This window comes from Paenibacillus sp. HGH0039, assembly GCF_000411255.1.
Taxonomy (GTDB): domain Bacteria; phylum Bacillota; class Bacilli; order Paenibacillales; family NBRC-103111; genus Paenibacillus_F.
The window spans coordinates 2352319-2370684 of sequence record NZ_KE150412.1; the positions used below are offsets into that span (position 1 = coordinate 2352319).

Below are 18366 nucleotides of genomic sequence, written 5' to 3' on the forward strand. Positions count from 1 at the left end.
CCCTGCTCGGACGCGTGCCCTATAGCTCTTCCCTATGAAAAAAAGCGTGCCTTTTCGCGATTCGCAAAACCTGTTTGCAAATCGGAAAACGGTACGCTTTTTAGTTTAACGGGCTTTTTGCGCGGCAAACTCGCCGAAATACCGGATTCGTTCCTCTATGGTCGGATGGGAACCGAGAAACCACTGCAGGAGCGCCGGCTGCGTGACCGGACTCAAATTCGCTGCGGCAAGCTTCTGAAAAGCGCTCACACCCGCCTGGCCGTCTCCGGTCATTTTCATCGCATAGGAATCGGCCCTGACTTCCATCAGCCGCGAAGCGGCGTTGTCTATAGGAGTTACCGCAAGGCTCAGCAGAGAGACAATGGCGAGCAGCAGCGGCAGCCCGGCCATATCCCGAGGACCGCGAAGTCCTCTCGCTCTGCCCCAATTGCGCACCGCTATCTCGTAAATCCGGCTCCCGCCCCAGAGGAGGCCGAAGCTCATGACAAGCCCCAGTCCGCTCCCCCAGAAGACGTGCCGCTCCGCATAATGCCCCATTTCGTGCGCCATGACGACCAGAATTTCGCGAGTGTCCATTTTTTGCAGAAGCGTATCCCACAGAACGACTCTGGCATTGGACCCGATTCCGGACACGTAGGCGTTGAGCTGATTCGTCCTCTCGGACATGTTGACCTCGTATACGTCATCCGCCGCGATTCCGGCCTGCGATGCTAGATGCAGCAGCTCTTTTTTCAGTTCACCCGCCCGCAGCGGCGTAAATTCATTGTATAGGGGTTCGATAATTACCGGCTGGATAAACTGGAGAAACAGCAGGAGCGGTACGGAAAAAGCCCACAGCCACAGCCACCATTTCCGGGGACTTCGTTTCATCAAGGCAAGGACAAGCAAGAGAACGAACGTCGTGGTCAGCCATTCGATCCCAAGGTTCTTCGCATGGTCAACCAGCCAGGTGCCTAAGCTGACATTGGAAACTCCGTAGTGCCTCTCCACACTAAGCATAAAGTAGTCGAACGGCAGCATAAGGACATACACGACCAGCAGGAACAGAAAAACGAACAAGCCTGTCCGCAGCAGATAGCGCCGGGTCCAGCCTTCAATGCGGTCCCTGAACCGGATAGCCGTGCCCACAAGCAAAATCAGCAGAACAAGCTGTAAAGGAGTCTGCAAAAAATACACAATCGAGCGGATGCGCGACAACACCTCTGCCCGGCCGATCTCTCCTTCGCTCATAAACGTGTGCGGATCTATGCTGGTGCCCGCCGAGCCTGACGGCAGACTGTAAATGTCCCCTCTGCCGAAATAAAATCCTACCGCAGCCGCATATACGGCAAAACCGAGGATCAGCACGACTCTCCAGTTCTTCATCTTCCTCCCCCGCTTCCTCGGTATTCGTTCGGACCGCATCGTGCCTGCAGGGTCCCTCATGATGTATATGCCGCCCGGAAGCCGAAAAAGACGGGTTTGTCCTTATTCAGCGGGAAATTTGTTTACTGCGCCGCTTAAAGTGGTCTTCAGTGTTTGTCCGTGCAGCAGCACCTTCAGACGCTGGGGATCAAGCTTCCGCTGTTCCCAATTCAGCCGCAGTCTGTCCAGCGCTTCTTGCGGTGTATCGTCGGCAAGGCGGAACGAGCCGTAATGCATAGGCACGAAAATGTCCGCTTGGGTGTCCAGAAAAGCCTGCACGGCTTCTTCCGGGGAAACGTGCTGAGTGGACATAAACCACTCGGGCTCGTAAGCTCCTATAGGCATCAGGGCGCAGCCGATGCGAAATCGTTCCCCGATCATCCGGAAGCCTTGGAAATACCCGCTGTCGCCCGCGAAATAGAGACTGTCCGGGTCCGCCCCCGGCTTGCCGGCATCCTCTATGATCCAGCCTCCCCAGTGGGAGGTGTTCGTATCCGTCAGCGAACGGCGGGTCTAGTGCTGCGCGGGAACGAAATGAAGGCGCAGACCCCCGAGTTCATGGCTTCCCCACCAGGAAAGCTCCTGTATATCGTCGAAGCCCTTACGCCGAAGCGTCTTCCCCAGCCCTTCCGGGACCAGCAGCTTGGGTTTTCCGGGAAGAGCACGCAAGGAGCCGATATGGAGGTGATCGTAGTGCCCGTGCGAGAGCAGAACCGCATCCACCGGAGGCAGTTCGCCGAGCTTAAGCCCAGGTTCCGCCAGGCGCTTGTCGAACCCCATACGGCTCGCCCATACCGGGTCCGTGACCAGGTTAATGCCGTTTTTCTGAAGCAGAAAGGTGGAATGGCCGATCCACGTGATCGTCGTCTCGCTCCGGTTGGCTTTCAAGTAGCCGGGATCTTTATCCGGACTTGTTTTTACAACGAAGGAAAGATCCTTCACTTTGCCGCTTCTTTCCTTACGCCATTTGCGAAGATCCGAGAATGTGCTCAGTCCCGCTGCAGGGTCCATGTTCGTATATCTTTTCCTGTTCATCGCATGTTCCTCCTCCGATTGCCCGCGGCCGAACGATCCGGCCGCTTCTTTTCCCTTTATCTCCTATTTCCTATTGTACGAACAGCCGCCCCCGAGCGCAAAAAAACGCAAAAAAACCAAGCTCATAGCAGTGTCGCGGTCACAGACCCCATGTGACTTCCTCGCTCCACTGTGCGCCGCTATCCCGAAGATAGGCGCCTGGCTTGGTTTTCGGGATGTAAGACTAGCCGACTAGTCTCCAAGTCCCTGTTAGTACCATCATAGTACAAAACGTTCCCGGGCGCCATCCTTTTTTTGCTAGTTTAGAGGCTTATTTTTGCCCGGGTTTCCGCAGAAAGAAGGCAGGCCTCCAGGACCTTCATGCCGTTAATGGCATCTTCGGCCGGAAAACGATAGGGCTCCCGGCCCAAAACGGCCCGTCCGAAGTCGTCGAACTGCACGGCGTACTGGTTCACGGAAGGCGCGGCCTCCGTCCGGCGAGCACCGTTTACCGTGACGGTAAAGTCGGCTCCCCTTCCCTCCGGTGCGACAAAAGCGCTCGGCACTTCAATCGTCCCCGTCGTCCCGACGATTTCGATTGTATTGCGGGAAGCGGCCCACATGCCGCAGTCGAACGTCAAGGCGACGCCATCCGGAAACTCCGCAAGCCCCGACGCCATCATATCTACGCCGCCGTGCCCGGGCGAGAAGAAAGCTTGCACCGTAACGGCTTCCGGCTCTCCGTCAAGCAAATAACGGGCCGCATTAAGCGTATAGCAGCCGATATCGTAAAGCGAACCGCCGCCCCACTCTTTGCGGCAGCGGACATTTCCCGTATCCGCGGAGTTATCGAACGTGAAGGAGGCGCGCATCGCGCGTATAACGCCCAGTTCCCCGGCCGCAAGAATCTCGCGAATTCGGTCGTACCGGGGATGATGTCGGTACATAAAGGCTTCCGCAAGGAGGACGCCCTCTTCCCTGCACGCCGCGGCCATTTCTTGCGCCTGGGCAGCCGTAAGGGCAAGCGGTTTTTCACAGAGCACATGTTTCCCCGCTCTTGCGGCCTTAATCGTCCATTCAAAATGCAAATGATTCGGGAGCGGAATGTACACCGCATCCAGGGTCGGATCGGCGAGCAGCTCCTCATAGCTTCCATAGGCGGCCGGTATTCCGTGACGTCGGGCCGCTTCCCTGGCTTTGAACACGTCGCGGCTGGCAATAGCGGCAAGCTCCCCCGTAGACGATGCCTGAATGGCGGGCACGGTTGCCCTTAGAGCGATGGAAGCGCACCCAAGAATGCCCCACCTTATTTTTCGGTTCGAAGATGACATGGTCTACCTCCCTTTCCCGCTTTCATGGTACGATAGAGTCAGTATAGCTTACCGCACCAGTTCCGGATATAGGATGCGCACGAATCAGGCTCAAAGATTGGACGAAATGTAAAAAAGCACGCACAATAACCTATAGGAGGTTCTTCCGCCCCATGAAATCTTCCCGTGTCCCCACCGGGAGCTATTCCGCTCTGCTGGGCAGCCTGGCGGCCGTTTTCATCTGGTCAGGCATACGGCCTCATGATTATTTCACCTGGCTGCTGGAAGTGACGCCGGGGCTGATTCTGGTAGCCGTATTAATCGGCATTTACCGGCAGACTCCGCTTACCCTTCTCACGTATACGCTGGTGTGGGCTCATGTCATGATTTTGTTTGTAGGCGGGCACTACACGTATGCGGAGGTCCCCCTCTTCAACTGGCTTCGGGATACCTTCGATCTGGAGCGGAATTATTACGACCGGCTCGGTCATTTTATGCAGGGCTTTGTACCCGCCATTCTCACGCGCGAGATTCTAATCCGCAAAGTTCCCATACAGCCCGGAGGCTGGCTTACGTTTCTTACGCTCAGCGTTTGCCTGGGATTCAGCGCTTTCTATGAACTCCTGGAGTTCACTGTCGCCAAGCTGACCGGGACGGCGGCGGAATCTTTCCTGGGCACTCAAGGCGATGTCTGGGACACCCAATGGGACATGATGTGCGCTCTGATCGGCGCCGTCCTTTCCCTGCTGCTTCTGGGCAAATCGCATAACCGGGCGATGAGACTCCCCGGCAGCTTTTAAATCTGATGTCTCTAATTCACACGATCGAAGGGAGCAGGCACTACCCTATGAACATGAATCAGCAGGAGATGGAAAAACGCATCATCGAGAACTATCAGCGCGACGAACGAATGATGATTCTGATTTTTGCCCAGTGGTGCATCAATCACGGACTGGACCCGGCCGCCCTGTATGCGCAGGCCTATCCCCAACAGGGGAACAACACGGAGCTTCAGCAGGCGCTGGAGCTTACGGTTTCCAAGGAAGAAGCCGGAGAAATTCCCGACGACACTCTGCTCGGCGTGCTGTCCATGTTCGGCAATGAAGAGCTTGCCTTTGTGGTGACGGAGGAAATCGCCAAGCGGCCTCCGCGCAAGTAAACATTCATACTTTCCCCGCCCCCCTTCGTAGAAGCGGGGTTCTTTTTGCTGCGCGGGGCCGGATGCTCGTTCTGCAATTTTCGGCAAAATCACTTTTTCCGAATAATTCCATAAAACCGGGTTACATTACTAAGGAACGGAAAGGAGGATTTTCCATGCAACCGATAACCAGCAAAGAATTGGACTACCTGGCCGATTCCCTGACCAATGAGGATCTGTTGATTAAACAGGCGGCAAACGCCATCGCCCATGCTCAAAACCCGGCTATCCGGCAGATCGCGGAGCATCTGATCCAGAGTCACCAGCAGCATTACGCTCAAATTTTGTCCGCTCTTCAGCAGCACGCTCAGCATGCCCCGAATCAGCCGCAGCAGCAATAACTTTATTCAAGCCCGACAAAAGGAGGGATTTCCTGTGAACCAGCAACAGAACAACCAAAACCGGCAGCTGTCCTACCAGCAGCAGCAACAGCATAACCAGCGCCAACAACAGCTGGAGCAGCTTTTTCAGCAGCAGTCCGCATATCCGTACTCGCAAGGTTTCCAGCAAAATCAACAGCCGAATCAACAGCAGAACCGCCAGAGCGGCTCCATCCTGAGCGACAAGGACCTCCTGTCCGCAATCCTTGCCGACCATAAGCGCGTGGTCAGAGAATATGCAACGGCAACGACGGAATCCAACTGCCCGGCGATCCGCCAGCTATTTAACCAGCTCACGCTGGATACCCTGCATCTGCAAGGGGAACTGTACACGTTTATGAAACAAAATAACATGTACACCACTCCCTCTCCAGCCCTGCGTCAGGATATCGACAAACAAATTCAGCACTCCCAGCAATCGGGACAACAAACCCAGCAGCTCGTGAATCCCTACCTGTCTTCCGGAGGCCAGCACCAAGGATACTCCTACACACAACCTCCTTACAATCAGGCGGGACAAGCACAGCAGCACTACACGATGTAGAATTTCGGAATTTCGGAATATCGCCACACGCGAACTAAGAAAAAATGAAAATGCCTCTTCCCCGGGCGGGAGGAGGCTTCTTCGTTTTTCGGCGAGGCCGCAGAGAGCTCTGCGAGGAAGCAGGTGTCCGTCATGCGGTCCGCCGCTTTTTTCGATATAAAACAATCAAAGATTCAATATACACGATATGTAATTAATATTGTTTTTCATTCTTTTTCCTGCGCACAAATATGCCATCAAAAAAAACTAGATATTTCCTGGGCGTGAGCAGAAACTTCTCCGGAACTTACGCGTACATATGGTAGGAAGGCTCTTTTCTTCCGCAGTCGATTCGTACGTTCAAGGAGGCAGCTCAAAATGACAGCCTTATGGGGAACATTAACATTGCTCATTTTCGGCTTTTTAGTTGTAACCGTTTTCATAAAAAGTATCCAAGGTGCCCGGGACCAGTACGGCGTGTCATCCTTTGATTACGAAGAGGAAGAGCACACGTCCGCAGCCCATCATGAGTGGATGGCGGAACCGGGACCGGACAGCGCCTCCGTCAAGGAATGGGCGACTGCGGAAGTAGATAGCGCACGAACGGATGGAATACACAGCCGGCAGCCTGTTCAATTGCGTGCCGCTTCGGAAGCCGCTTCGGAGGAGAAGCAGCCGAACGGCTAGCGCTCGCTTTAGTTCGTGTCAGCCCGCTTCGGATCGATTGCGGGGCTGCCCGCAACATTCTCATTCTCTCGAGATTTCGCTCATAAGAAAAACCGTATTCCTCCACTGGACAGGAGAAATACGGTTTTTGCTTTTGCGGCTGCATACTGCACTGCAAGCTTGGCGGACAAACGGACGGGCTGTCATGCACTCGTGCGCCGTCATTCGCTGTCATTCGCAGGCCGATTCTTGGCCTACTTATAAATCACGTTGCCTTCGCGCCGGAATTCGGCGGCTTTATCGGCCATGCCCGCTTCCGCCGCTTCCTGTTCGCCGAGGCCGTTCTCGCGGGCATACTCGCGGATGTCCTGCGTAATCCTCATGGAGCAGAACTTCGGACCGCACATGGAGCAGAAATGGGCGGTTTTGGCCCCTTCCGCAGGGAGCGTTTCGTCGTGGTACTCCATCGCCCGTTCCGGATCAAGCGAAAGGTTGAACTGGTCGCGCCAGCGGAACTCGAACCGCGCTTTGGAAAGGGCGTTATCCCGGTCCTGCGCTCCCGGATGGCCTTTGGCCAGGTCTGCCGCATGTGCAGCGATTTTATAGGCGATTACGCCTTCGCGCACGTCATTTTTATTCGGCAGGCCCAAGTGTTCCTTCGGCGTTACATAGCAGAGCATCGCCGTACCGAACGAGCCGATCATCGCCGCACCGATAGCGGACGTAATATGATCGTAACCCGGCGCGATGTCCGTTGTCAGCGGACCGAGGGTGTAGAACGGCGCCTCCTGGCAAACTTCCATCTGCCGGTCGACGTTCTCCTTGATGAGATGCATCGGAACGTGGCCGGGGCCTTCGATGATGACCTGGACGTCATGCTTCCAGGCAATCCGGGTCAGCTCTCCGAGCGTATCCAGTTCGGCGAACTGCGCTTCGTCGTTCGCATCCGCAATCGAACCGGGACGCAGGCCGTCTCCGAGCGAGAACGAAATATCGTAAGCTTTCATAATTTCGCAGATATCTTCGAAATGGGTGTAGAGGAAGTTCTCCTTATGATGGGCCAGGCACCAGGCAGCCATAATCGAGCCTCCGCGGGAAACGATGCCCGTCGTTCTTTTGGCCGTCAGCGGAATATAGCGGAGGAGCACGCCCGCATGAATCGTGAAGTAATCGACCCCTTGTTCGGCCTGTTCAATAAGCGTATCGCGGTAGATCTCCCACGTGAGTTCTTCGGCCTTTCCACCCACTTTCTCCAGCGCCTGATAAATCGGCACCGTTCCGATCGGCACCGGTGAATTCCGCACGATCCATTCGCGCGTCGTGTGGATGTTTTTGCCCGTGGACAGGTCCATGACCGTATCGGCTCCCCAGCGGGTCGCCCAAGTCATTTTTTCCACCTCTTCCTCAATCGAAGAAGCTACGGCCGAGTTGCCGATGTTCGCATTCACCTTCACAAGGAAATTGCGCCCGATGATCATCGGCTCGCTTTCCGGGTGATTGATATTCGAAGGAATAACGGCACGGCCCCGGGCCACTTCATCGCGGACAAATTCGGGCGCCACATTCTCGCGGATGGCGATGTACTCCATCTCCGGCGTAACGATCCCCTTGCGCGCATAATGCATCTGAGTCACATTGCTCCCGGGCTTGGCACGAAGCGGTTTCCGGTTAAGACCGGGAAACACTTCCGTATTCGCCAGCGCTTCCTCGCTGCGCAGCCCGTTGTCCTCCGGCTTCACGGTGCGGCCCTCGTAAGCCTCCACGTCGCCGCGCTCCACAATCCAGCCGTACCGGTTCGAAGGCAGGCCCCGGCGGATATCGGTTGCCTCTTCGGTATCCGTGTACAAACCGCTCGTGTCATAGACACGGACCGGGGCATTCTCTTCTTCGCCAAAACGCCCGGAGGACGGACTCAATTGAATCTCCCTCATCGCTACGCGCACGTCCGGACGAGAGCCTTCCACATAAACTTTGCGGCTCCCCGGAAAAGTGGATACGTTAGGCTCCTGGATTTCTGTACTTTTGGTCATTTTAAAAATCCCTCCCGAACTTTATTGGCTCGTTGTAAAAGCCTTATTAATGGACGTTTATGGCTTAAACGGCGGTTTGGCATACCTTTTCGAACGCGTTTATGACTCGCTGATAGACTGTCTGCAGCCAACCGGTAAAATAACTGCCGGCGCCGGCTTATCCCCCCGTAAATAGGCGGGAAAACCTCCGGGCCGCTTCGCGCGGGTCGTCGGCACCGCTGATGGCCGAGATGACCGCCACGCCGTCGGCTCCGGCCGCCAGTACGGCGCCCGCGCCCTCCGGCGTGATGCCGCCGATGCCCGCCAGCGGCAGCGAAATGCCGTCCGCCCGCATGGCAGCAAGGATGCCCGGGCCCTGCACGGCACGGGCATCCGGTTTCGTCGCCGTGGCGTACATCGGGCCCGCGCCGAGGTAATCGGCGCCGCAGCGGACCGCCTCCCGCGCCTCGGCGGGGTCGTGGGCGGATATGCCGAGAATCCGCCCTTTAAATCTGTGGCGCAGTCCCTCCCGGTCCCACTGCGCCAGATCTTCTTGGCCGACGTGAACTCCGTCGGCCTCCAGCTCTTCCGCCAGGCGGAGATCGTCGTTCACGATGAACGGGATTCCCGCCTGACGGCAGACGCCGAGGAGCCGGCTCCCCAGCTCCGTCCGTTCTTGGCCCTGCAGGGCGCCGGGGCCCTTCTCCCTGAACTGGAACAGCGTGACGCCGCCTTCTATGGCCGCCTGCAATACGGCAGCGGGGTCTCTGCCCCCGCAGTTGGGGCTCCCCATCACGAGATAAACCTTCAACGCTTCCCTGAGATTGCCGGTATACCGGGTTTCGGAAGCCGTTTTTGTCATCGCAGCCACCCCTCGCTTTCTCCGGCTGCGGCCGGTGCCGTTTTGAAGAAAGCGCCTGCCGTCCCCGGTCTGTTGTACCCCCAATGATTGGTCGGGCCATGCCCCGCTCCAAGGTTCAGAGGGTTCTCGAGAGCCGCCTGGATAAAGCGTTTGGCGAGCAGTACCGCTTCGTCCATAGGTAGCCCGGAAGCAAGCCCCGCCGTCAATGCCGCGGCGAAGGTGCAGCCGGTGCCGTGCGTATGCCGCGTCTCTACCCAGGGAGCCGCAAATTCCGTAAACACGCGGCCGTCGTACAGCAGGTCCAGCGATTGGGCGCGGTTCCCTCCGTGGCCGCCTTTCAGCACCACGTATTTGACTCCCCACGCATGAATGCGGCGGGCGGCTTCTTTGCGGTCCGCCATCGTTGCGATCCGCATTCCCGTAAGCGCCTCCGCCTCCGGGATATTCGGCGTCACGACTTGCGCCAGCGGAAGCAGCAGGCTCCTAAGCGCCTGCACGGCATCCTCCTGCAGCAGGCTTGCTCCGCCTTTGGCGATCATAACGGGGTCCACAACCAGACGGGACCATTTGTAGAAAGTCGCGCGGTCCGCTACGGCTTCAATGATCTCCGCGCTGAAAAGCATGCCCGTCTTCCAGGCGGCGGGCCCGATATCTCCGGCAACCGCGTCGATTTGAGCCGCCACCATAGAAGGAGGGATCGGATGAACTCCGTGAACACCGAGCGTGTTCTGTGCCGTTACGGCCGTCAAAGCGCTTGCTCCGAATACCCCGAGCTCCTGGAACGTTTTGAGATCGGCCTGGATGCCCGCCCCTCCTCCGCTGTCGGAACCGGCAATCGTGGCTGCCGCAGGAACGAGCGGGGCTTGACGGCGAGGCTCCGGCGGATACTGCTGTTTGTTTAAGGACATGTTCATCAGGTTGCACCTCCATTAACTTGCAGTGGCCGACATAATTCCTCTTTTTCGCATAGGTCTACACGACTATAAAGATATAGGTAGTCACACAGTCAGCGGCAGGTTTTGAAATTCTTGAGGTAAGTCCTGCTTCTGATGCCGGTTGGTCTGACCGTTCGTTCCTGCCGTTCGACGCTGCGGTTTTGGATGGCGTTGAGTAATGTTCGCCTCCCGCCTGTACCACATCCGTCAGCCCACGCTGACTCCCTCCAAAGGACTGCTCGCGGTCGCATAACGCTTGCGCGGGATTCGTCCGGCTTCATACCCGGCCCTTCCGGCCTCCAAGGCCAGCTTCATGGCATACGCCATCCGCACAGGATCGGCTGCGCCGGAAACCGCTGTGTTCAGCAGCACTCCGTCCGCTCCCATTTCCATAGCCAGCGCGGCGTCCGAAGGAGCCCCGATGCCTGCGTCCACGATGACGGGTACGCGCGCTTCTTCGATAATGAAGCTGAGATTCAGCGGGTTGATAATGCCTTGACCGGTACCAATCGGCGATGCCCCCGGCATGATCGCATGAACGCCCATCTCCTGCAAACGGCGCGCCAGCACGACATCATCCGACGTATACGGCAGGACAAGAAACCCTTCGGCCAGCAGCATTTCGGTGGCCTTCAGCGTTTCTACCGGATCGGGCAGCAAGGTCTTGTCACAGCCGATCACTTCTACTTTGATCATGTCGCAGAGTCCGGATGCTTTCGCCAGCTTGGCGATGCGGACCGCTTCTTCGGCCGTTTTGGCTCCCGCCGTATTCGGCAGCAGCTTGAACTTGCTTACATCCAGCATGGACAAAAAGTTCGGCTGTTCCGGGTCATAAATATTCATCCGCCGCACGGCAAAAGTTAAAATCTGCGCTTCGGAAACCTCGACCGCCTTTTTCTGAATCGTAAAATCCGGGAATTTCCCCGTTCCCAGCAGCAGCCTGGAGTTAAATTCGTAAGGTCCGATTTTCAGCATAGGGTCAGCCTCCTCCTACAAAATGAACGATTTCGATCCGGTCGCCGTCCGCCACCGGGGTATGAGCATGCTCTTCCGCCTGCAAAATATGCCCGTTGGTCTCCACGATAAGCAGATTGCGTTTTAATCCTAGGTGCAAGATCAGCCCTTCTACGGTATGTACCGTTTCCGGCACCGTAATGTCGTCTCCGTTTACATGCAGCTTCACTCGTCAAATGCCTCCTTCACTTGCAAAATGCAGCCTCCGGGCCGGTACACGGAGCCATGCTCCCCAGCCGGCGGGGTCTACTGCCTTACAGCCGCGGCTACCGCCTTTCTGTCCGGCCGGAACGCTTCGAGCAGCTCACTCGCCCCCGGCAGAGCCGCTTCGGCAGCCGCGGCCCCGCCCGTGAGCACCGAAGCGGCAAGCACGCCGGTCGCCTGCGACAGCAAAATGCCGTTGCGGTAATGCCCGAGGGCTGCGAAAAGCCCCTTGCAGGCCGTTATCTCGCCGATGTAAGGCATCCCGTCGGGCGTCTGAGGCCGCAGCCCTGCCCAGGCGCGCTCCCACTCGGCATCCGCAAGCCCCGGGACGAGCCGCTGCGCCTGCGCGGCCAGCGAAAGCAGGCTGCCAAGACGCGGACTGCGGTCGAAGGAGCCGGGCTGAGCCGTGGCTCCCACGATGATCCGCCCGCCCGGCTTGGGCACGATGTAGCAGCCGCCCGAAGCGATCGTCCTCGCGAGAAGAGGCTGCCGCAGGGTGAGGGAGAAGCATTCTCCCTTCACCGGATACACGGGCAGCTCCACGCCCAGAGGCGCCAGAATCTGGGCGCTCCAAAGCGAGGACGCCAGCACCGCGCCGGCGCAGCGGATCTTCCCTTCGCGGGTCTGCACGCCGCTCACCCTGCCCGACTCCGTCAGGAGTCCGGTCACGTCGGCGTGCTCCATGATCCGCGCGCCAAGCCGCGCCGCTCCGGCGGCCAGAGCGGCCGACAGCTCCGGCGCCAGCACGTGCCCCTCGTCGGGCAGGTGAAGCGCCCCGCGGAGCTCCTTGCTCAGCCCGGGCTCCAGCCAGCCTGTCTCGCACGGACGGAGCCATTCCGCCCGGCCGCCGGCCTCCTGCTGGAAACGGCCGTCCGCTTTGAGCGCCGCCGCTTCGGCATCGGTCCAGGCGGCTTTAAGCATTCCCCGGCGGGTGAGGCCGATGTCCAGGCCCGTCAGCTCCTTGAGCTCTTCCGCCAGTTCCGGGAACAAATCCCGGCTCCTGCGGGCAAAATCAAACATCGGCCCCGCCTCGCGCATTTCGGATTGGGCCCCAAGCATCCCGGCTGCCGCGCCCGACGCCTGCCCGGCAATACGTTCCTTTTCCAGCAGAGTCACTCGGACTCCCCGCTTCGCCAGCTGATAGGCGATCGAGCAGCCGATAACGCCTCCTCCGATCACGACAATATCCGTATCCCGATTCATCTCAGTTCTCCTCCTGTTTTCTCCGGCTGCAGGGCAAGCTCCAGCTCGTGCCGGTAACGCTCCGCAGCCTCCGCGGGATTCTCCGCTTCCCATATGCCGCTCATCACGGCCACGCCCGCTGCTCCCGCACGAATCACCTCGGCGCAGTTCTCCGGAATAATCCCTCCGATCGCGATAACCGGGAGGCCTCCGCAAGCCAGCACCGTCTCCCGCAGCGCTTCCGCGCCGCGCGGGGCCGCTCCGGGTTTGGAGCCTGTGGCGAATACATGGCCGAATATCACATAATCGGCCCCCTCCTTCGCGGCACGGCCACCTTCCTCCGGCCCGTGAACGGAGACGCCTACGCGCAGGCCGGGAAACCCCTTTTTCACGGCGGAGGCGGGCAGGCCGCTTCCCGGAAGCTGCACGCCGGCCGCTCCGGACAGCCGGGCCGCATCGGCGCGATCGTTGACGATAATCTTGCCCGGCGGGACCCCGCATGCGGCAAGCCCCGAGAGCAGCGCCCACAGCTCCCGCGGGGACTGCTTTTTTTCACGCACATGAATGGCCGTTACGTAAGGATGGATGGCGGAGGCAATCCGTATAAGCACCTCCGGTTTCTGCCTTCCGGTTGAGATGGCGTGAAGTTCCGGTCCGGCGGGATAAGGGGTCATCTCGTTCTTCTCCTCTCGGCTTATATAGCGGCTTATAATCAATCTTCGGGCAGGGCCCGCTTTCTGTCAGACGAGGCGGCAATACACGCAAAAAAACCACTTTCCGCAGAAAGTGGTTTTCCCGTACACCGTTGCACGCGAGCCTGGACGCCGCTCCGCCGATTGGCGGAAACGACCGACCGTACCGGTATTTCTCCAATCCCGGTCTTCTCGCGCCTACGGCCGCTAGGCGGTTCGTAAGCGGACAAGATTTCCCGGAACAACCGGCAGCAGCCTCAGGCTTGCAATGAACTAAAAAAGACCGGACGGAATATACCGTGCGGCCTTGGTCGGCAGGGTTATTCTCTCTACGCTGGCATTACCCAGATCAGATACGGTTAGTGACATTCGCGGTCACACTCTCAGCCGGACTTCATCCAGCTCCCGAAACATATAAGGTTATCTTAACCTTACCTTATCCTTTTTCCAATTACAAGCTAAATTTTCCCGTAAAAAACGCCCGGAACCGAACTCGTCTACTTCCGGCAAGCTCCAGATACCCGCTCCCGTATGTTACCATCTTCCGCTTTTGAGTCAAAGAAAGGGGTCTTCGGGTAATAAAAAAATACAATCGAGCGGTATTCATCTCTTCAGGGGGAACCGTCCCATATACCGTATCCGAAGGGGAGGAATGTCCGATGGCAGCGCTGACCGAAGAAGAAAGAAACAAGCTGGAGCAGCGGCTTTACAAGGAAAAAAGCGAGCTGGAGCACGTGCTTGAGTCCGACCGGGAAGAAGACTCCCTGAGAGACTCTACCGGAGAACTCTCCTCATACGACAATCACCCCGCCGACATCGCAACCGAAGCGTTCGAAAGAGGCCGGGATCAGGCGGTGGATGAAAATATGGAACAGCAGCTTACAGACGTCAAACATGCGATCGGCCGGCTTGAATCCGGTTCTTACGGCGTATGCGAAGTATGCAAGGAGCCGATTCCGTTCGAACGCTTGGAGGCGATTCCATGGGCTTCTACCTGCGTTGAACATTCGCAGATACGTGCGGAAGGCGATCCCGCAGAACGCCCGGTAGAAGAAGAAATTCTCGAACCGATCCTGGAGTCTCCGAACGATGACGACACGGGCCGCGCCGAAATCGACGACGCGGACGCCTGGAAGAACGTAGAAGAATACGGCAACAGTTCGGATACCCGCAGGACGGGAAACGCTCAGGCGAAGGAACCCGCGGACGCCTGCGAAGACGAGAAGTAGATAAACATAAAAAAAAGGATGAGGCATTCGCGAAGAATCCCTTCATCCTTTTTGGCATGTCGCCTGTATAATCGTCTTTATCCTATGGCATGTATAACGCCTTCCGCAGGCTAACCGGCAGTCTAGTTTTCTTCTTCCGTCAGCCGGTATCCGCAGGTCGTGCAGAACTGCATACCGGGTTCGATATCTTCTTTGCACTGGGGACAGAAAGGCTTCAATTCCATAATAGCCGTAAAATCCGCCTGCTCGTGAATCGGTTCGAATTTCCGCCCGCAGTTCGGGCAAAACCGGGTATCCACCGCGACCACGTGTCCGCATTCGCACGATTTCTCGTCGTACAGACTGTAAATCCGGTTCTGCATCGCCTTGATTTCATCTTCGACAGCCTGAAGCTCAGCCGTTACGGCCGCGACCTGCGTCTCCGGGTAAGGCTGCTTCTGCTTGCCCGCTTCGTAGACGAATTCGCCGATCTGCGTATACAGTTTCTGCATATCTCTCTGCTTCGCCGCAATTTGCAGCTTCAACCGGTTAACTTCGATCGTCTGCTGCGCTTTTTTCCCCGCTTCGGCTGCGCCCTGTTTAATCTTCCCGATAAATCCGGACATAGGGTACCTCCTTGATGTTAAGATTGCATGGGCACAATCTGACTTTTATAATACCCCCATTATACCCGTTTCCCGCTGGATGCGCTAATTTGGCCTCCGTTATAGTGTATGGGGCCTTTCCGGAAAAAAGGACACCAATTCCGGTTTGCCCCGGAAATGAACGAAATCCGCGAAATTTCCGGGCCCAATTTGGAGGCGGTTTGGAGGGCGGGGCGTTGCCGGCAGTTGAGTCAGGCGATCAACCGGATGGCGGACAGTCTGCATATGCAGATGAACCGCATCCCCGAGAACGAAGCCGCCAGCCGGCTATCCTTTTGCAAAGCTTATCGCGTCCTTTCCCGCTTTCCCCAGTACAAAAAAGCGCCCCGGCCCTTAAGGCCGAAGCGCTTGCCGCATCCTCCGATCCGATGCCCGAATCCGATGGCGATACACGAAGACATCCGCAAAAACAAAGCCCGATCCCGATCAGCTCCGGGCGGTCTCTTTACTTTCGCGGGACGGATCAAGGCTACCGTCCCCGACCAGATCCAGATCAAACCCGACCTCGAACATCCGGTTCCACGGCAGATGAACGTTGGCGAGCCGGATCTGTCCGGACGTCAGCCCGGCGAGGCGCTCACTGACAAACGCGCGCAGCTTCTCCGCGATGACGGCTTCGATTTCAGGCTGCTTGCCGGCCAGCCCGAAATACCCCGCTCCGAACGCCGGAAGCACGTTCGCCGTCACATCCTTGCGGACGAGGGCCTGGTAGCCCCAGTCTTCTACGAGCCGGTAGAAGTAGAAGGCCCGGCTGCTCCGCTTCTGTGCTTCGCTGCGCAAACGGCCTCCCGCCGGGGTGTCCGCGTCCGTCCCGCCGGCCGTTTCCCCCGCGCCCGCGTAGTACGCCTCGATGACGGCGTGCGCGATGACGGTGCCCAGCGTATTGCCGGAGGTGTTCCACCCGGCATACGCGGAAAGCCCTTCAAGCTGGCCCTGACGGGCAAGCAGCTTGAGCAGCACGGTGTCGCCGCCGTTGCAGACCGCCACGTCGGCCAGGGCTACGGTCCGCCCTTCTCCGAGATACACGCGCATCGCCTGGGCGAACTCGCGCAAATTCACCTCGGAGAAGTAAGACCGGTGCCGCTGGCTCCACGCCTGCGACGTTTCCGCCATGTCCGATTCGCCCACGGCCGGCGAATTGACCATCAGCACGGCGTCTGCACCCTGCGAGCTGTCCGCCATAAAAGCGCCTGCACTCGTCAGGTGCGCCTTGATGCTCTCGTTCAAGCTGCGGTCCTCGTACTTCGGAATGCAGAAAGGTCCTCTCGTGGAGGAATAACGGACAAACAGCTTCGGAAGATATCCTTTGCTTTCGCAGAAAATCCGGGCAAACAGCGTACAGCCGATTTCGTCCGCCCCCGGGTATATCGCAACGCGATCCGTCAGGTCCAGCTCTTCCGAGAGGATGGCGAGCGCTCTCTGCTCCAGCGGGGAAAAGCCGTACTGGGAATTATCGTCGAGCGGGATGATCAAATAGTCGATAATCCCTTCTTCCGCAAGCTCCAGTGCCGTCCGGTTGACGAAAGCGTTGATTTCGCGCCGTCCGGTGAAATCTTCCAGCACATCCTGCGGAATTTTGTCCAGAATGCCGGCGAAAATCCGCTCTTCTTCGTCCGTCAGCGCTTCCTGCTGTTTCTTGTCCGTATACCAGCCGTAGAGGAACAGCTCGCGGCCGTAATCCGCGTAATAATCCGGCTCCTCTTCGCTGCTGGAATAGGCGGGCACCCTCATAATCAGATTAAAAGCGTGGATCCGCAGGTCCGGCTTATTCCTTTTGAGTTCGCGCAGCACTTCAAGGCGCTTCAGCGCATCTTCACGGGTCAAATAGTGCAGCCGGGAAGGTACGATGCCTCCGTAAACGAGCATATCCAGCGACACCAGGGCATAGTCCGCCCCTTCCGCTTCCCGCAGCAGCCAGTTACCAAGAGCCTCGGTGTCCCCCGGCGCTTTTTTACGTCCCAGAATGGACATGGGCGGAGCGGCAAGCTCCAAATCGGTCATCTCGGCCAGGCGCTGCGGGTATTCCAGGTTACACGGCCGCTCGTCGAGCGGTACAAATACGATTTTCGTCATCCCAATGATCTCCCCTGATCAGAAAAAGTGATAATTGCGCCAATCGTCCGGCAGGAGCCGGTCTAAACGTGTATACGTACGAAGTCGACAAAACGTTTTGTAATCTGCTGAGGCCTTGTGATAGCGCCCCCGATAACGACGGTATGCGCACCGCTGCGGAAGCATTCTGTCGCATCTTCCCGGGTATGAATACGCCCTTCGGCAAATACCGGGATATCGGCCCGCGCCGCCATCTCGCGGATCAGCGTGAAATCCGGCCCTTCCTGCTGAGGACTGTACGGCGTATACCCGGACATCGTCGTAGACAGGATATCGAAGCCGGCTTCCTGGGCATGGAGCCCTTCTTCGACGGTAGAGATATCCGCCATGAGGAGAACGCCGGCCCGCTTTTTGATTTCGGACACGATTTCCTTCAGCGTTTCCCCTTTGGGACGCGGCCGCATCGTCGCATCCAGCGCGATTATATCGGCTCCCGCCCGCCAAACGGCCTCTACCTCTTCCAAGGTAGGCGTGATATATACATCGCTGCCTTCATAGTCACGCTTCCAGAGCCCGACAAGCGGCAGCTTTACTCTCGATTTAATCGCGGCGATATCAACCGGCGTATTGGCCCTTATGCCGACTGCTCCCCCGGCCTCCGCGGCCAGCGCCATCCTGACCATCATCTCGCTTCCGAACAAAGGTTCATCCGGCAACGCCTGGCAGGAAACGATAATTCCTCCCTTGACTGCTTCCAATAGGCTGTGTTTTTCCATAGTTGTACCTCCGTTAGTTATAAGACCGTCCGGCACCGCTGCCGGCATTTATAAGAAAACCCGTCACTTTATTATATGAAGTAATTATCCGTAATTCAACTTAATTTTGGAGCATTTTTTCTTTATTTTTAGTTCATCGTGACTCCTTCCCATACTCCCGGCTCTTTGCATGTTCACTTTTATAGACACATATTTCCAACAAAAAGTTACATATTCCGCATTTTTTGACTTTTTCGTCCTGTTTAGAAGCGGCTCATGCAAGGCACCCTCCG

At 57.6% G+C, this 18366-nt stretch carries 18 protein-coding genes and 1 pseudogene; 6 read left to right on the forward strand and 13 right to left on the reverse strand.

Annotated features, from left to right (window positions below):
- Positions 1-105: 105 nt before the first annotated feature.
- The 3 genes and pseudogenes from HMPREF1207_RS10205 to HMPREF1207_RS10220 form a co-directional block, all read right to left on the reverse strand.
- Entirely contained in the window at positions 106-1365 is a 1260-nt protein-coding gene (locus tag HMPREF1207_RS10205; protein WP_009671449.1) for a M48 family metallopeptidase, read from the reverse strand.
- 102 nt (positions 1366-1467) lie between these two features.
- Positions 1468-2439 (reverse strand): annotated as a pseudogene (locus tag HMPREF1207_RS28680) (MBL fold metallo-hydrolase).
- Positions 2440-2741: 302 nt separating this feature from the next.
- Positions 2742-3749, reverse strand: coding sequence for a Gfo/Idh/MocA family protein (locus tag HMPREF1207_RS10220; RefSeq protein ID WP_009671444.1), 1008 nt, complete (start codon positions 3747-3749; stop codon positions 2742-2744).
- Between the two features lie 152 nt (positions 3750-3901).
- On the opposite strand from HMPREF1207_RS10220, the gene HMPREF1207_RS10225 reads away from it, so the two are divergent.
- The 5 genes from HMPREF1207_RS10225 (at position 3902) to HMPREF1207_RS10245 (ending at position 6516) form a co-directional block, all read left to right on the forward strand.
- Entirely contained in the window at positions 3902-4528 is a 627-nt protein-coding gene (locus HMPREF1207_RS10225) for a DUF2238 domain-containing protein (protein ID WP_009671448.1), read from the forward strand.
- A 53-nt stretch (positions 4529-4581) separates the two neighbouring features.
- Positions 4582-4887 carry a hypothetical protein gene (locus tag HMPREF1207_RS10230; protein WP_036739927.1) on the forward strand — a complete coding sequence of 102 codons (306 nt, stop codon included), beginning with the start codon at positions 4582-4584 and terminating at the stop codon, positions 4885-4887.
- 155 nt (positions 4888-5042) lie between these two features.
- A complete protein-coding gene (locus HMPREF1207_RS10235) occupies positions 5043-5267 on the forward strand; it encodes a hypothetical protein (protein WP_009671454.1) in 225 nt (74 codons plus the stop codon).
- Positions 5268-5301: 34 nt separating this feature from the next.
- A complete protein-coding gene (locus HMPREF1207_RS10240) occupies positions 5302-5850 on the forward strand; it encodes a spore coat protein (RefSeq protein WP_009671447.1) in 549 nt (182 codons plus the stop codon).
- Between the two features lie 357 nt (positions 5851-6207).
- The gene (locus HMPREF1207_RS10245; RefSeq protein ID WP_009671446.1) at positions 6208-6516 is read left to right on the forward strand and encodes a hypothetical protein; all 309 of its coding nucleotides are present in this window, start codon (positions 6208-6210) and stop codon (positions 6514-6516) included.
- Between the two features lie 233 nt (positions 6517-6749).
- Here the strand turns inward: HMPREF1207_RS10245 and thiC are convergent, their stop codons facing one another.
- The 7 genes from thiC to HMPREF1207_RS10280 all read right to left on the reverse strand — a co-directional run bounded on the left by thiC (position 6750) and on the right by HMPREF1207_RS10280 (position 13375).
- Positions 6750-8525 carry a phosphomethylpyrimidine synthase ThiC gene (gene thiC, locus HMPREF1207_RS10250; protein ID WP_016423639.1) on the reverse strand — a complete coding sequence of 592 codons (1776 nt, stop codon included), beginning with the start codon at positions 8523-8525 and terminating at the stop codon, positions 6750-6752.
- A 157-nt stretch (positions 8526-8682) separates the two neighbouring features.
- A complete protein-coding gene (gene thiE / locus HMPREF1207_RS10255; RefSeq protein WP_016423640.1) occupies positions 8683-9366 on the reverse strand; it encodes a thiamine phosphate synthase in 684 nt (227 codons plus the stop codon).
- Positions 9363-10280 (reverse strand): bifunctional hydroxymethylpyrimidine kinase/phosphomethylpyrimidine kinase, encoded by a 918-nt coding sequence (gene thiD, locus HMPREF1207_RS10260; protein WP_009672288.1) that lies wholly within the window; start codon positions 10278-10280, stop codon positions 9363-9365. The genes thiE and thiD overlap by 4 nt, the downstream gene beginning before the upstream one ends.
- Positions 10281-10508: 228 nt before the next feature.
- Positions 10509-11276, reverse strand: coding sequence for a thiazole synthase (locus HMPREF1207_RS10265; RefSeq protein ID WP_009672289.1), 768 nt, complete (start codon positions 11274-11276; stop codon positions 10509-10511).
- 4 nt (positions 11277-11280) lie between these two features.
- Positions 11281-11484 carry a sulfur carrier protein ThiS gene (gene thiS, locus HMPREF1207_RS10270; protein ID WP_009672281.1) on the reverse strand — a complete coding sequence of 68 codons (204 nt, stop codon included), beginning with the start codon at positions 11482-11484 and terminating at the stop codon, positions 11281-11283.
- Positions 11485-11561: 77 nt separating this feature from the next.
- On the reverse strand, positions 11562-12722 hold the full coding sequence (gene thiO / locus HMPREF1207_RS10275) for a glycine oxidase ThiO (protein WP_009672285.1): 1161 nt from the start codon (positions 12720-12722) through the stop codon (positions 11562-11564).
- On the reverse strand, positions 12719-13375 hold the full coding sequence (locus HMPREF1207_RS10280; RefSeq protein ID WP_009672278.1) for a thiamine phosphate synthase: 657 nt from the start codon (positions 13373-13375) through the stop codon (positions 12719-12721). Before HMPREF1207_RS10280 ends, thiO begins: the two co-directional genes overlap by 4 nt.
- Positions 13376-14052: 677 nt before the next feature.
- Between HMPREF1207_RS10280 and HMPREF1207_RS10285 the strand changes: the two genes are divergently transcribed.
- Positions 14053-14622: a TraR/DksA C4-type zinc finger protein gene (locus HMPREF1207_RS10285; RefSeq protein WP_009672284.1), complete on the forward strand. Its 570-nt coding sequence runs from the start codon at positions 14053-14055 to the stop codon at positions 14620-14622.
- A gap of 122 nt (positions 14623-14744) precedes the next feature.
- Here the strand turns inward: HMPREF1207_RS10285 and HMPREF1207_RS10290 are convergent, their stop codons facing one another.
- The 3 genes from HMPREF1207_RS10290 to HMPREF1207_RS10300 form a co-directional block, all read right to left on the reverse strand.
- The gene (locus tag HMPREF1207_RS10290; RefSeq protein WP_009672287.1) at positions 14745-15227 is read right to left on the reverse strand and encodes a zinc ribbon domain-containing protein; all 483 of its coding nucleotides are present in this window, start codon (positions 15225-15227) and stop codon (positions 14745-14747) included.
- A 465-nt stretch (positions 15228-15692) separates the two neighbouring features.
- Entirely contained in the window at positions 15693-17339 is a 1647-nt protein-coding gene (locus HMPREF1207_RS10295) for a DUF4127 family protein (protein WP_009672280.1), read from the reverse strand.
- Positions 17340-17401: 62 nt separating this feature from the next.
- Entirely contained in the window at positions 17402-18094 is a 693-nt protein-coding gene (locus HMPREF1207_RS10300) for an N-acetylmannosamine-6-phosphate 2-epimerase (protein ID WP_009672282.1), read from the reverse strand.
- Positions 18095-18366 lie beyond the last annotated feature (272 nt).

Coding starts and splice junctions, on each gene's coding strand:
- HMPREF1207_RS10205 (WP_009671449.1), bottom strand. CDS start 1,365: ATGAAGAACTGGAGAGTCGTGCTGATCCTCGGTTTTGCCGTATATGCG.
- HMPREF1207_RS10220 (WP_009671444.1), bottom strand. CDS start 3,749: ATGTCATCTTCGAACCGAAAAATAAGGTGGGGCATTCTTGGGTGCGCT.
- HMPREF1207_RS10225 (WP_009671448.1), top strand. CDS start 3,902: ATGAAATCTTCCCGTGTCCCCACCGGGAGCTATTCCGCTCTGCTGGGC.
- HMPREF1207_RS10230 (WP_036739927.1), top strand. CDS start 4,582: ATGAATCAGCAGGAGATGGAAAAACGCATCATCGAGAACTATCAGCGC.
- HMPREF1207_RS10235 (WP_009671454.1), top strand. CDS start 5,043: ATGCAACCGATAACCAGCAAAGAATTGGACTACCTGGCCGATTCCCTG.
- HMPREF1207_RS10245 (WP_009671446.1), top strand. CDS start 6,208: ATGACAGCCTTATGGGGAACATTAACATTGCTCATTTTCGGCTTTTTA.
- thiC (WP_016423639.1), bottom strand. CDS start 8,525: ATGACCAAAAGTACAGAAATCCAGGAGCCTAACGTATCCACTTTTCCG.
- thiE (WP_016423640.1), bottom strand. CDS start 9,366: ATGACAAAAACGGCTTCCGAAACCCGGTATACCGGCAATCTCAGGGAA.
- thiD (WP_009672288.1), bottom strand. CDS start 10,280: ATGAACATGTCCTTAAACAAACAGCAGTATCCGCCGGAGCCTCGCCGT.
- HMPREF1207_RS10265 (WP_009672289.1), bottom strand. CDS start 11,276: ATGCTGAAAATCGGACCTTACGAATTTAACTCCAGGCTGCTGCTGGGA.
- thiO (WP_009672285.1), bottom strand. CDS start 12,722: ATGAATCGGGATACGGATATTGTCGTGATCGGAGGAGGCGTTATCGGC.
- HMPREF1207_RS10280 (WP_009672278.1), bottom strand. CDS start 13,375: ATGACCCCTTATCCCGCCGGACCGGAACTTCACGCCATCTCAACCGGA.
- HMPREF1207_RS10285 (WP_009672284.1), top strand. CDS start 14,053: ATGGCAGCGCTGACCGAAGAAGAAAGAAACAAGCTGGAGCAGCGGCTT.
- HMPREF1207_RS10290 (WP_009672287.1), bottom strand. CDS start 15,227: ATGTCCGGATTTATCGGGAAGATTAAACAGGGCGCAGCCGAAGCGGGG.
- HMPREF1207_RS10295 (WP_009672280.1), bottom strand. CDS start 17,339: ATGACGAAAATCGTATTTGTACCGCTCGACGAGCGGCCGTGTAACCTG.
- HMPREF1207_RS10300 (WP_009672282.1), bottom strand. CDS start 18,094: ATGGAAAAACACAGCCTATTGGAAGCAGTCAAGGGAGGAATTATCGTT.